Genomic DNA, 13,305 nt, shown 5'->3' with positions numbered 1-13,305 from the left:
ATGAACCGAGCAGAGTGGGACCGCGATAAACGCCTCTGCAGCTAAATGCTGCAGGGGCGTTTTTTTGTTTAGGCGAGTGTGCAGTACACTACCAAGGAACGCGCCGTCCGGTAAGCCGGAGGACGGGAACCTGAACAAGAGGGGAACGAGCATGTTCAAGAAGATCAGATCAGATATCCAGGTGGTGTTTGAAAACGATCCGGCGGCCCGAGGTTGGTTTGAGGTGGTATTTACCTACTCAGGGCTGCATGCGATATGGGCACACCGGATCGCTCATTTTTTATACAAGCGAAGATGGTTCTCGGTTGCCAGGTTCATTTCGCAGGTTAGTCGATTTATGACAGGAATCGAGATACATCCTGGAGCTACGATCGGAAATCGGTTGTTTATTGACCATGGAATGGGCGTCGTTATTGGAGAAACATGTGAGATTGGCGACGATGTTGTTATCTACCAGGGGGTTACTCTTGGCGGAACAGGGAAAGAAAAAGGAAAGAGACATCCGACCATTGGTAATAATGTGGTTATCTCATCCGGAGCAAAGGTGCTGGGTTCATTTAGCGTGGGGGATCAATGCAACATTGGTGCGAACTCCGTTGTGCTTAAGGAGGTCCCTTCCAATAGTACCGTGGTAGGTATACCGGGCAGAATTGTAAAACAGGATGGCCGACGGGTAGATCGCCTCAGTCAGCAATTGCCCGATCCGGTCGTTGACTCCTTGCGCAGTATGCAAAAAGAACTCGAACGATTGCAGGAAGAAGTACGTACACTGCAGAATGCCCGTGAAAATGAGACTGTGCGTGATACGTGATACAATAAATAAAGGCAGTATAGGATGAAAGGATAAGTGACCATGACGCTTCAGATTTATAATACGATGAGTCGTACCAAAGAGGAATTTGTTCCCCAAGAGCCAGGGAAAGTAAAAATGTATGTCTGCGGACCAACGGTATATGACTACATTCATATCGGGAATGCACGCCCGGTTATCTTTTTCGACACGGTTCGTGGATACCTGGAACAGACAGGACATGATGTGAACTATGTGGTGAACTTCACGGATGTGGACGATAAGCTGATTCGCAAAGCAGAACAACTTGGAACAGACGTTCCTCACGTGGCTGAGAAATTTATTGCTGCCTATTATGAAGACCTTGAGGGATTGGGTATTCCCAAGGCGAGCAGTAATCCGAGAGTAACGGAAAACATGCCGCTGATCATTGATTTTATCCGTGAGCTCGTTGAAAAAGGATTTGCGTATGAAAATGGCGGTGACGTTTATTATCGTACAGGCAAATTCAGCGAATATGGCAAACTTTCGAAACAAAACCTGCAGGAGCTGCAGTTCGGAATCCGTGTGGGTGTAGACGAGCGCAAAGAGCATCCCGAAGATTTTGTGCTCTGGAAGGCTGCCAAACCAGGTGAGATCTATTGGTCCAGTCCTTGGGGCGATGGTCGACCAGGCTGGCATATTGAATGCTCCGCCATGGCTCGGGAGTACCTTGGGGATACACTGGACATTCACGGGGGTGGACAGGATTTGCAGTTCCCGCACCATGAGTGCGAATGCGCCCAATCCGAGGTATTAACAGGTAAACCACTTGCGAACTACTGGATGCATAATGGATTCATCCGGATTGATAACGAGAAGATGTCAAAATCACTCGGTAATGGTGTTCTTGTTAAAGACTTGCGGAATCAATATAAACGCGAAGCGATTCGTTATTTCATGTTGTCTACCCACTATCGCAACCCATTGAACTTCACGGATGATACGATGGAGCAGGCACAGAACAGTGTGGACCGGATTGCGAATGCGGTAGGTAACCTGAACCATCGTCTGAATGCAGTAACTGTTGATCAGGATATCACAGCAGAGTTTGCGGCAAGACTCGACCAAATTCGTCAACAATATCACGAGAAGATGCAGGATGATTTCAATACTCCTGATGCAATTACTGCGATGTTTGAGTGGGCAGGGGAAGCCAACCAACTGTTGCAGCAAGAAGTAGTTAATGCGGCAGACATTCGCGCGCTCCTCGAATTGTTCAGTGAATTGAATGCTGTACTGCGCATTTATACTGACGCAGAGCCAGAACTTCTGGATGAGGAAGTAGAACGTCTGATTGAAGAGCGTGTAGAAGCACGCAAGTCCAAAAACTGGGCAAGAGCGGATGAAATTCGCGATGAATTGTCTGCACGTGGCATTCTGCTTGAAGATACGGCGCAGGGCATGAGATGGCGGCGCAAATGAGCGAAGGACATCCAAATACACCAAAACAACAGGAGCAGGTCACAGAGGGAGGATGGTTCCCATATCCTCCTTCCAGACCTGCGAGGTTGATTCCACCTATTGCACTGGCCTATATTGGTGATGCGGTTTATGAGGTAGCTGTTCGTCAATATCTGTTGTCGAAAGCCAACATGCGTCCCAATCATTTGCACCGTAGTGCAACAGGGCTGGTATCAGCGAAGGCACAGAGCCGCATACTTACAACGATTGAGGCTGAACTGACAGAGGAAGAACGGGATATCGTCCGGCAAGGGCGGAATGCCAAGTCGGGTAGTGTACCCAAAAATGCAGATGTGTTGGAGTACAGACATGCCACGGCTTTTGAATGTCTCATTGGTTACCTCTACAGTAGTGGTCATCATGATCGCATGATTGAACTGATCGGGCATGGCATTGAGCACGCGGAACAACAATCGCCATCACCGACAAAAAAATAGAAATTTCAACAAAACAACGCATTACAGAGAGGATCGAACAACGATGGAAGAAGAATGGATCGCCGGTAAACACTCCGTGACGGAGGCGCTGCGTTCAGGCCGGACCATTAATAAAATATGGATTGCCGATACAGCACAGAAACATCTGACTCAACCTATTATCTCAGAAGCTAAAAAACTAGGTATTGTCATTCAACACGTGGACAAGCGTAAGCTGGATCAAACGGTACCAGGCATTCAGCATCAGGGGGTAGTTGCACAAGCTGCACCTTACGCTTATGTTGAGGTAGAAGACATTCTTGCCGCAGCAAAAGCGAAGAATGAGCATCCTTTCCTGATTCTGCTGGATGAGATTGAAGATCCTCATAACCTGGGGTCAATTTTGCGGACAGCAGATTGCACGGGTGCACATGGCGTTATTGTACCCAAACGTCGTTCGGCAGCAGTAACCGTGACGGTATCCAAAACGTCAGCAGGCGCCGTGGAGTACGTGCCAGTGGCTCGTGTAAGTAATCTTGGTCAGACCATCGATCGCCTCAAAGAGGAAGGTGTATGGGTTGTAGGGACAGATGTCACGGCTCATGAAGGTGTCTTTGGTAATGGAGTCTTTACTGGTCCTGTGGCATTGGTAATCGGAAATGAGAACAAGGGAATGGGACGACTTATTCGCGAGAAATGCGACGTGCTGATCAAATTACCGATGCAAGGTCAGATTAATTCCCTGAATGCTTCCGTGGCAGCGGGTGTTGTCATGTATGAAGTGCTCCGCTCGCGTCAAGCGCAGGAATAGAAGGTATGGCTGATTCCCGTGATGTGCTTCTTGTAGACGGGTACAACATGATTGGTGACTGGCCGGAATTAACCAAACTGGCGGAAAGTGGGCTCGAAGAGGCGCGTAACAGGCTGCTCTTTCGTCTTGCAGACTACCAGGCTTTCTCCGGCCGTCGGGTCATTGTTGTGTTTGACGCCTACCTCGTGCCTGGACTCGGTAAATCCTTTACTCAGAGCAAAGTGCAGATCTATTTTACAAAGGAAAAAGAGACGGCAGACGAATGCATTGAGAGACTCGTTCGGGAACTAAGCATGCGAAGACGCCAAATCTATGTGGCTACGAGCGATATGGTAGAGCAACATGTCATTTTTGGACAAGGAGCGCTGCGTGTATCTGCAAGGGAATTGCTAATTGAAGTTGAGCAGAACGAAAAAGAATTAAAAAAACGACTGGAAGAAGATCAGGCGAAGACCACGCGTAACACACTTGGGGGCAAGTTGAGTCCGGATGTATTAAAAGAGTTTGAGCGATGGCGCCGGGAATAACAGCGCGTTTTTACAAAATTTAGAATATTGAAACTCTTGACATTTATGTTATTGATGTTCTTTTTTAGGCAGAGCGTGGTTGACGGTGTGAGGTACCATCATATATACTGATCCTATATTTCATAGAGTAGAGTAACGGGGTACCTTGCGTTGCAGCCGGAGGGATTGTCTGTGAGTGTCGACCTCAAAGATATCATGTTATCCAAGTATGATTACCAAAGTGACGAAGACATTGTCGAAGCTTTCCGTGAAGGCGAAAGCGAAGCGTTAGAGTTTCTAATTAACAAATATCGTAACTTTGTACGCGCCAAGGCAAGATCTTATTTTCTGATTGGGGCAGACCGGGAAGATATTATTCAAGAAGGAATGATTGGCCTCTACAAATCCATTCGAGATTTCAAAGGGGACAAGCTGGCTTCGTTCAAGGCTTTTGCCGAACTGTGTATCACAAGACAGATCATCACGGCGATTAAGACAGCAACACGTCAGAAGCATATTCCGCTTAATTCTTATGTATCTCTGGACAAGCCTATTTATGACGAAGAGTCTGATCGTACGTTACTCGATGTGATTTGTGGAACCCAGGTCAGTGATCCGGAAGAACTTATCATCAATCAGGAAGAGTTTGTGGGCCTGGAAGATAAAATGTCCGAGATTCTGAGTGATCTGGAACGTAAAGTATTGATGTTGTATCTGGACGGGAGATCTTATCAAGAGATTGCAGTAGATTTGGACAGACATGTGAAGTCCATTGATAATGCACTTCAGCGCGTCAAGCGCAAACTTGAAAAGTACCTGGAAGTTCGAGATAATTAAACACATGTTGTCGTTGACGGAAAAGGCTCGGTGTTTGAGTCTTTTTTTAGTGTCTCAAGTTTATAAAATCTAAGAATGTTCATACTAGTAATCGCTCGGTCCATGCAGGAGAAGAGAAAAACAGAGATGAGAAACGAATGTATGTTGTACGGAAGTAATACCCAATGAATGAAAGGCTATTCTTTCATTGACACGGTTATACCCTTGTGATAAAGTGTTTTAGGTAGGCCTAAATTTATGGCTTTTTTTCAGGATCAATTTAGAGACTCTGCTTGAATGTGGAAGTCTTCGGGAGGTGTACATCATGCGGGTAATTATTACTTTGGCTTGTACTAACTGCAAACAAAGAAATTACACTACGACAAAAAACAAGCGTAATCACCCCGACCGCATGGAGATGAAGAAATTTTGCAAGTTTTGTAACGAGCAGACTTCTCATCGCGAAACCAGATAGTTTTTGGAGGTGTCGGCGTGAAACGAAGTTTCAAATCTCTGATTTCCTTTTTCTCAGAAAGCTGGGCTGAACTTAAAAAAGTTCGCTGGCCTAATCGTAAAGAGCTGACCAACTACACATTGATCGTACTTGGTACTGTTGTGGTTATGACGCTGTTTTTTTGGGTCATTGACATTGGCATCTCCTTTGTGATCGAAGCGATTATTTAAGAAGGGTTCCGGTGGCTTGATATGGAAAAAAGATGGTACGTCGTTCATACCTATTCAGGGTATGAGAACAAGGTCAAAGCCAATTTGGAAAAACGCGTAGAGTCTATGGGCATGGAAGACAAGATATTCCGCGTTCTTGTTCCTATGGAAGAAGAAGTGGTAAACAAGGACGGTAAGAAAAAAACCGTTATGCGTAAAGTTTACCCTGGTTATGTCTTGGTGGAAATGGTACAGACGGATGATTCTTGGTATGTTGTTCGCAACACACCAGGTGTTACAGGATTTGTCGGTTCGACAGGTTCTGGGTCCAAACCAACTGCATTGTTGCCTGAAGAAGTGGAACAAATTCTGAAGCACATGGGTATGGTTGAACCTAAGCCGAAAATTGAGTTCGATATTAAGGAATCCGTACGTATTAAAGTCGGCCCTTTTGCGAATTTCGTAGGCTCCGTGGAAGAAATTTTGGTAGACAAAAGCAAGTTGAAAGTGCACGTGAACATGTTTGGACGGGAAACACCGCTTGAGTTGGAATACACGCAAGTGGAGAAGATATAGTCTCTTCAAGTTTCTTGTGGGAGGGTTGAAAAACCCGTTAACCACTATTTTGCAAGGAGGTGTCAATCATGGCGAAAAAAGTTATTAAAATGGTAAAACTGCAGATTCCAGCAGGTAAAGCAAACCCAGCACCACCAGTAGGTCCAGCTTTGGGTCAAGCAGGTGTCAACATCATGGCATTCTGTAAAGAATTCAACGCTCGTACAGCTGATCAAGCGGGATTGATTATTCCAGTTGAAATTTCTGTATTCGAGGACCGTTCCTTTACTTTCATCACTAAAACTCCACCAGCAGCAGTTCTGTTGAAAGTGGCAGCTAAAGTTGAAAAAGGATCCGGCGAACCGAACAAGAAAAAAGTTGCTACTGTTAAACGTGATGCGGTACGTCAAATCGCAGAAACAAAAATGCCTGACCTGAATGCAGCAGACGTTGAGTCCGCTATGCGTATGGTCGAAGGTACTGCCCGCAGCATGGGTATCACCATCGAAGACTAATTTTCATAAGAAACATGGCTTCGTAAAACCGGTCGATTCGCGACCGGTTGATGTGGGAGGTATATCCGCTAACACCACAAAGGAGGAATAAAACATGGCTAAACACGGTAAAAAATACCTGGAAGCTGCTAAGCTGATTGACAGCGAAGCAACTTACGAGCCTTCAGAAGCTGTAGAGCTTGTGAAAAAGGCAGCTACTGCAAAATTTGATGAAACAATCGAAGCAGCAGTTCGTTTGGGCGTAGACCCTCGTAAGCAAGACCAGGCTGTACGTGGTGTTGTTGTCTTGCCACACGGCACAGGTAAAACACAACGCGTATTGGTATTTGCAAAAGGTGACAAAGCGAAAGAAGCGGAAGCGGCTGGCGCGGACTATGTTGGTGATGCAGACATGATCAACAAAATCCAACAAGGCTGGTTCGAATTCGACGTCTGCGTAGCGACACCAGATATGATGAGTGAAGTAGGTAAATTGGGCCGACTGCTCGGCGGTAAAGGTCTGATGCCTAACCCTAAAGCCGGAACGGTAACTTTCGATGTAACTAAGGCTGTTCAAGAAATTAAAGCCGGTAAAATCGAATATCGTCTGGATCGTGCAGGTCAAATTCATGCACCGATTGGTAAAGCTTCTTTCTCTTCTGAGCAACTTAATGAGAACTTCAAAGCTCTCATGGAAGCTCTGAATCGTGCTAAACCAGCGGCAGCAAAAGGTGTTTATCTGAAGAATGTTAGTCTTTCTTCCACGATGGGCCCTGGCGCACGCGTGAACGCAGCAGCTTTTAGATAATATCTCTTGACAGGCTTGTCCTGTTTTTGATAAGATATAAAAGTTGTGAGTCCGAGTGACTGACCGTTGACATTTGAATATGCTTGCCGTAGACAGTAGGTGCCATTTGGCTTAATTTCCTGCCGAGGTGTGATTATAGAACTTAGAACGATGCAAATCGATGATGAGTATATATCAAGCCTTCGTGATTCTACGGAGGCTTTTCTTAATGGGATAAATTTGATCAGGAGGTGTACAGATTGGCAAACGCAAAAGTGATTCAAGCAAAACAAGAGTCCGTAGATGCAGTAACAGCAAAATTGCGCGAGAGCGTTACAACTGTTGTTGTTGACTATCGCGGATTGAACGTTGCCCAAGTAACTGAGTTGCGTAAGCAACTTCGTGAAGCAGGGATCGAATTCCAAGTGCTGAAAAACTCGTTGCTTCGCCGTGCAGCTGCAGCAGCAGAACTGACAGAACTCGATAGTGTTCTTACAGGTCCTACTGCAATTGCATTCAGCGTAGATGACGTTGTGGCTCCAGCTAAAATTCTGAACGACTTCGCGAAAAAGAACGATGCACTGGAATTGAAAGGTGCAGTTGTAGAAGGTCGCGTAATCGGAGTACAAGAAGTTAAAGCATTGGCAGAACTGCCATCCCGCGATGGTCTCCTCTCCATGCTCCTCAGCGTGCTTCAAGCGCCAGTGCGCAACTTCGCGCTTGCGGTTAAAGCAGTTGCGGAAAAAGAAGAACAAGGCGCGTAAGCAACTTGATCTGAATGCTGCTTAAGTGGCAAATGAATTAAAAAAAATAATATTATATATGGAGGTTCACTCATGAGTAAAGAGCAAATCTTGGAAGCAATCAAAGGCATGACTGTACTGGAATTGAACGATCTTGTTAAAGCAATCGAAGAAGAATTCGGCGTAACTGCTGCAGCTCCAGTAGCTGCTGCAGGTGCAGTAGCTTCTGCTGAAGCTGAGCAATCCGAGTTCGACGTAATCTTGACTAACGCTGGTGCTTCCAAAATCAACGTTATCAAAGCAGTTCGCGAAATCACAGGTCTTGGCCTGAAAGAAGCAAAAGAACTGGTTGACAACGCTCCAAAAGCACTGAAAGAAAAAGTTGCTAAAGAAGAAGCAGAAGCGGTTAAAGCTAAGCTTGAAGAAGCTGGCGCTACAATCGAAGTTAAATAATTTAGCTTTTATAAGCTAGATGAACAAAACAACAAACCCCTTGACTTATATCAAGGGGTTTGTTGCTGTAATTGTAAATGGAAAGTGAGTGAGGGCATGTCCAATCATTATTATTCGGACAAACCGCAAGTAGCGCATGATCGCAGAGCAACTGAAGCGGTTCTTCGCGGATTCAGTCTGCGATTCGTGACGGACGCCGGTGTGTTTTCCAAAAACGGAATCGATTATGGCAGCAGAGTATTGATTGATGCGATAGAGTTGCCATCAGGGGCTCATGTTCTCGATGTGGGCTGTGGATACGGGCCAATGGGTCTTACAGCAGCCAAACTTGTACCGGATGGGCATGTCACCATGATCGATATCAACGAGAGAGCCGTTGAACTTTCCAGGGAAAATGCAAAAGCGAACGGAATTAACAATGTTACGGTATTACAAAGTAATCTACTGGCTGAAGTAAAAAAGCAAGATTTTGACGTTATTCTGACCAATCCGCCTATACGGGCTGGGAAAGAGACGGTTCATACTATTTTCGAACAGGCACATCGCCATCTGAAGGTAGGCGGTTCGTTGTGGATTGTCATTCAGAAGAAACAAGGAGCCCCATCAGCGAAAGCGAAATTGGAATCTTTGTTTGGAAGAGTGGAAGAAGTGACGAAGGATAAAGGCTATCGGATTTTCAAAGCGGTGAAATCGGAAGAGGTATCTACTAAAAGCTGAATCCGAGTTTGTAAAGTAAGCAGGGGATCATTTTTTTTGCAATAGGACTATTGACTTGAAATTCAGGTCGTGGTATAGTTGTAAAATGTCAGTATTAAGATGCCCTACTTGGCTTTAGCTAACTAAAAAATGTCAACCTTTTTTTTACGCCGAACGGGCTTATTATGCCTACGTTTGGCGTATAATATGTACATTTTGGGCAAACTGGGGATAAGAATGATTTGGAAAGACATCCGCCGATCAAAGTTGCTCTTTTTTCGAACGACATTTCGAGTAAGGGCTTTTCTTTATTTGTGGATGCATTGCTTTGCTCTGTATGTGTACCATTATAAGGTTACAAACAGAGGTTCGCAACGAAATTTTTAAAGTGAGTAGACATTGAGGGGTGAGTTTAAGTTGGCAGGACATCTTGTTCAATATGGTCGACGCACTCGGCGCAGTTATGCACGAATTAACGAGATACTCGAAGTTCCGAACCTGATTGAAATCCAGCAAAAATCCTATGATTGGTTTTTGGAGGAAGGGTTGCGCGAAATGTTCCAGGATATCTCGCCGATTCAGGATTTTACAGGTAACTTGATTTTGGAATTTATCGATTACAGTCTCGGTGAACCGAAGTATACAGTAGACGACGCGAAAGAGCGTGACGTTACTTATGCAGCACCGCTTCGGGTCAAAGTCCGGCTCATTAATAAGGAAACCGGCGAAGTCAAAGAGCAGGAAGTATTCATGGGAGATTTCCCGCTGATGACCAACACGGGCACATTTATTATTAATGGTGCGGAACGGGTTATTGTCAGCCAGTTGGTTCGCTCTCCTAGCGTTTACTTCAGTACCAAAGTAGATAAAAACGCCAAAAAAACGTATACCGCTACAGTTATTCCTAACCGCGGCGCTTGGTTGGAACTGGAGATGGACGCGAAGGATGTTGTTTACGTCCGGATCGACCGTACACGTAAAATACCGGTTACGGTTCTCTTGCGTTCACTTGGTTTTGGCACAGATGCTGAGATTCTGGATCTGCTCGGTAATGACGAATATATCCGCAACACACTGGACAAAGACAACACGGATTCCACGGAGAAAGCACTCATTGAGATCTATGAGCGTCTTCGTCCGGGCGAGCCTCCAACGCTGGATAATGCGAAAAGCTTGCTCGTAGCACGTTTCTTTGATCCAAAACGTTATGACCTGGCTAATGTAGGTCGTTACAAAATGAATAAAAAACTTCACATCAAAAACCGTTTGTTTAACCAACGCTTGGCTGAGTCACTTGTAGACGCTGAGACAGGTGAAATCATTGCAGAAGCAGGTCAAATGGTTGATCGTCGTTTGTTGGATGAAATCATGCCGTATCTGGAGAAGAGCGTTGGATTCCGCACGTATCACGTGGGTAACGGCGTTTTGGATGCCAATGATATCCCTATGCAAACGATTGATGTGTTCTCACCAACTGAAGATGGTAAAGTGGTCAAACTGATTGCCAATGCAAACATTGACAAGTCCGTTAAAAACGTGACACCGGCGGATATCATTTCGTCCATCAGTTATTTCCTTAACCTTCTGCAGGGAATTGGTAGCACGGATGATATCGATCATCTGGGTAACCGTCGTTTGCGTTCGGTGGGTGAACTTCTGCAGAACCAGTTCCGTATTGGTTTGTCCCGTATGGAGCGTGTGGTTCGTGAGAGAATGTCCATTCAGGATGCTAACGTAATTACACCACAGGCTTTGATTAACATACGTCCTGTTATTGCATCGATTAAAGAGTTCTTTGGTAGCTCTCAGTTGTCACAGTTTATGGATCAAACGAACCCTCTGGGTGAGTTGACACATAAACGTCGTTTGTCCGCACTCGGACCCGGTGGTTTGACGCGTGAGCGCGCAGGTATGGAAGTGCGTGACGTCCATCCATCCCACTATGGCCGTATGTGTCCAATCGAGACTCCAGAGGGACCAAACATCGGTTTGATCAACTCCTTGTCTACGTTCGCCCGTGTGAATGAATATGGCTTCATTGAAGCTCCATATCGTTGGGTTGATCCGAAGACAGGTATTGTAACAGAACAAATTGATTACCTGACAGCGGACGAAGAGGACAACTATGTTATCGCGCAAGCGAATGCGAAGTTGAACGAAGACGGTACATTTGAAGAAGAAGCGATCATTGTACGTTACAACAAACAGTCGGATAACATCCTTACGATGCCGAGTGAGCGAGTTGACTACATGGACGTATCTCCTAAACAGGTTGTATCCGTCGCTACAGCGCTGATCCCGTTCCTTGAGAACGATGACTCCAACCGTGCACTCATGGGATCAAACATGCAGCGTCAGGCGGTTCCACTCCTGATTCCTAAAGCACCACTTGTAGGAACAGGTATGGAGCACAAAGCTGCAAAAGATTCTGGTGTATGTATTGTCTCCGATTATGACGGAATTATTGAACGTTCTTCTGCGAACGAAATTTGGCTCCGTCGTGTTGAAGAAGTGGACGGTCAGGAAGTTAAAGGCGATATCGTTAAATATAAATTACACAAATTTATGCGTTCGAACCAAGGAACATGCATTAACCAGCGTCCGATTGTCAAAAGAGGTGCTGCTGTCAAAGCTGGCGATATCCTCGCTGATGGTCCTTCAACGGAAATGGGTGAATTGGCTCTGGGACGTAACGTTGTTGTTGCCTTCATGACTTGGGAAGGTTACAACTACGAGGATGCGATCTTGCTCAGTGAAAAACTCGTTAAGGAAGATGTATACACATCCATCCATATCGAGGAATATGAGTCAGAAGCACGTGATACCAAGCTCGGACCTGAAGAGATCACACGTGACATCCCTAACGTTGGGGAAGAAGCGTTGCGTAACTTGGATGAGCGCGGTATTATCCGCATCGGTGCTGAGATTAGTGCTGGCGACATTCTGGTTGGTAAAGTAACACCTAAGGGTGTAACAGAGCTGACAGCAGAAGAACGTCTCTTGCATGCGATCTTTGGTGAGAAAGCACGTGAAGTACGTGATACTTCCTTGCGTGTACCACATGGTACTGACGGTATCGTAGTAGACGTGAAAGTATTTACCCGTGAAAACGGTGATGAACTGCCTCCAGGTGTTAACCAACTCGTTCGTGTCTATATCGCTCAAAAACGGAAAATTTCCGAGGGTGATAAAATGGCCGGACGTCACGGTAACAAAGGGGTCGTGGCCCGCATCTTGCCGGAAGAAGATATGCCTTTCCTGCCAGACGGTACACCGGTTCAGATCGTTCTTAACCCACTGGGCGTACCTTCCCGGATGAATATCGGTCAAGTACTTGAGGTTCACTTGGGTATGGCGGCGATGCAACTGGGTATTCACGTAGCAACTCCTGTATTCGACGGAGCGAAGGAGTATGACGTCTTCGATACGATGGAAGAAGCAGGTATGCAACGTAATGGTAAAACTGTCCTGTATGATGGTCGTACAGGGGAAGAGTTTGAACGTGAAGTTACCGTAGGTGTCATGCACATGATCAAATTGGCACACATGGTTGATGATAAAATCCATGCCCGTTCCACGGGTCCTTACTCACTTGTTACGCAACAGCCATTGGGTGGTAAAGCCCAATTTGGTGGACAGCGTTTCGGGGAGATGGAAGTATGGGCGCTTGAGGCATACGGTGCAGCTTATACACTGCAAGAAATCTTGACTGTTAAATCCGATGATGTTGTTGGTCGGGTTAAAACGTATGAATCCATTGTCAAAGGTGAGAATGTTCCGGAACCAGGCGTTCCTGAATCATTCAAAGTATTGATCAAAGAGCTGCAAAGCTTGGGTATGGATGTTAAGATTTTGAGCGAAGATGAGCAAGAGATTGAAATGAGAGAAATGGACGATGAAGATGACGCTGCGAGCGATAAGCTCAGCCTCAACCTTGAGGGTACAGAGGTCGGAGCGGAATAAACCGCTTCGAGCGCATGATGACCGGCGTTTTTCATCAGGCTCGCGTCTTGCTCCGGCTTCGGCCGGAGTGGGCGTAACCTAGAATACAGGAATTGGTTAAGGAGGGTTG

At 45.8% G+C, this 13,305-nt stretch carries 15 protein-coding genes and 1 other annotated feature; all 15 genes read left to right on the top strand.

All coding sequences use genetic code 11. The annotated features are described in order from the left end of the window. The first annotated feature begins 151 nt into the window (after window positions 1-151). The 15 genes from cysE (at window position 152) to rpoB (ending at window position 13,196) form a co-directional block, all read left to right on the top strand. The gene (gene cysE / locus QNO02_RS26875; RefSeq protein ID WP_091039161.1) at window positions 152-811 is read left to right on the top strand and encodes a serine O-acetyltransferase; all 660 of its coding nucleotides are present in this window, start codon (window positions 152-154) and stop codon (window positions 809-811) included. Between the two features lie 42 nt (window positions 812-853). Further along, a complete protein-coding gene (gene cysS / locus QNO02_RS26870; protein ID WP_091020524.1) occupies window positions 854-2,254 on the top strand; it encodes a cysteine--tRNA ligase in 1,401 nt (466 codons plus the stop codon). After that, window positions 2,251-2,730, top strand: coding sequence for a Mini-ribonuclease 3 (locus tag QNO02_RS26865; RefSeq protein WP_076334124.1), 480 nt, complete (start codon window positions 2,251-2,253; stop codon window positions 2,728-2,730). The genes cysS and QNO02_RS26865 overlap by 4 nt, the downstream gene beginning before the upstream one ends. A 43-nt stretch (window positions 2,731-2,773) precedes the next feature. Then, window positions 2,774-3,520: a 23S rRNA (guanosine(2251)-2'-O)-methyltransferase RlmB gene (gene rlmB / locus QNO02_RS26860; protein WP_017692057.1), complete on the top strand. Its 747-nt coding sequence runs from the start codon at window positions 2,774-2,776 to the stop codon at window positions 3,518-3,520. A 5-nt stretch (window positions 3,521-3,525) separates the two neighbouring features. Then, on the top strand, window positions 3,526-4,047 hold the full coding sequence (locus tag QNO02_RS26855) for an NYN domain-containing protein (protein ID WP_036607162.1): 522 nt from the start codon (window positions 3,526-3,528) through the stop codon (window positions 4,045-4,047). Between the two features lie 171 nt (window positions 4,048-4,218). Next, window positions 4,219-4,863 carry an RNA polymerase sporulation sigma factor SigH gene (gene sigH, locus QNO02_RS26850; protein WP_017692059.1) on the top strand — a complete coding sequence of 215 codons (645 nt, stop codon included), beginning with the start codon at window positions 4,219-4,221 and terminating at the stop codon, window positions 4,861-4,863. A 304-nt stretch (window positions 4,864-5,167) separates the two neighbouring features. After that, window positions 5,168-5,317, top strand: a complete 150-nt coding sequence (gene rpmG / locus QNO02_RS26845) for a 50S ribosomal protein L33 (RefSeq protein WP_072735843.1) — start codon at window positions 5,168-5,170, stop codon at window positions 5,315-5,317. A 17-nt stretch (window positions 5,318-5,334) separates the two neighbouring features. Beyond that, the gene (secE, locus tag QNO02_RS26840) at window positions 5,335-5,526 is read left to right on the top strand and encodes a preprotein translocase subunit SecE (protein ID WP_017692060.1); all 192 of its coding nucleotides are present in this window, start codon (window positions 5,335-5,337) and stop codon (window positions 5,524-5,526) included. 21 nt (window positions 5,527-5,547) lie between these two features. Next, the gene (gene nusG, locus QNO02_RS26835; RefSeq protein WP_024633599.1) at window positions 5,548-6,081 is read left to right on the top strand and encodes a transcription termination/antitermination protein NusG; all 534 of its coding nucleotides are present in this window, start codon (window positions 5,548-5,550) and stop codon (window positions 6,079-6,081) included. Between the two features lie 68 nt (window positions 6,082-6,149). Next, entirely contained in the window at window positions 6,150-6,575 is a 426-nt protein-coding gene (rplK, locus tag QNO02_RS26830; RefSeq protein ID WP_017692062.1) for a 50S ribosomal protein L11, read from the top strand. Window positions 6,576-6,669: 94 nt separating this feature from the next. Next, complete coding sequence (gene rplA / locus QNO02_RS26825; RefSeq protein ID WP_017692063.1) at window positions 6,670-7,362, top strand: 50S ribosomal protein L1; 693 nt, start codon at window positions 6,670-6,672, stop codon at window positions 7,360-7,362. A 68-nt stretch (window positions 7,363-7,430) separates the two neighbouring features. Further along, window positions 7,431-7,577: a sequence feature (ribosomal protein L10 leader region), on the top strand. Window positions 7,578-7,601: 24 nt separating this feature from the next. Continuing rightward, window positions 7,602-8,105 (top strand): 50S ribosomal protein L10, encoded by a 504-nt coding sequence (gene rplJ, locus QNO02_RS26820; RefSeq protein ID WP_062836175.1) that lies wholly within the window; start codon window positions 7,602-7,604, stop codon window positions 8,103-8,105. 72 nt (window positions 8,106-8,177) lie between these two features. Next, window positions 8,178-8,537, top strand: coding sequence for a 50S ribosomal protein L7/L12 (gene rplL, locus QNO02_RS26815; RefSeq protein ID WP_062836176.1), 360 nt, complete (start codon window positions 8,178-8,180; stop codon window positions 8,535-8,537). 96 nt (window positions 8,538-8,633) lie between these two features. After that, window positions 8,634-9,254, top strand: coding sequence for a class I SAM-dependent methyltransferase (locus QNO02_RS26810; protein WP_036607169.1), 621 nt, complete (start codon window positions 8,634-8,636; stop codon window positions 9,252-9,254). A 396-nt stretch (window positions 9,255-9,650) separates the two neighbouring features. Next, a complete protein-coding gene (gene rpoB / locus QNO02_RS26805) occupies window positions 9,651-13,196 on the top strand; it encodes a DNA-directed RNA polymerase subunit beta (RefSeq protein ID WP_091039164.1) in 3,546 nt (1,181 codons plus the stop codon). Window positions 13,197-13,305 lie beyond the last annotated feature (109 nt).

This window comes from Paenibacillus sp. PK1-4R, assembly GCF_030369595.1.
In the GTDB taxonomy this organism is placed as follows: domain Bacteria; phylum Bacillota; class Bacilli; order Paenibacillales; family Paenibacillaceae; genus Paenibacillus.
Note: the sequence above shows the minus strand (reverse complement) of the source record. Positions and strands in the feature narration are given on the sequence as shown.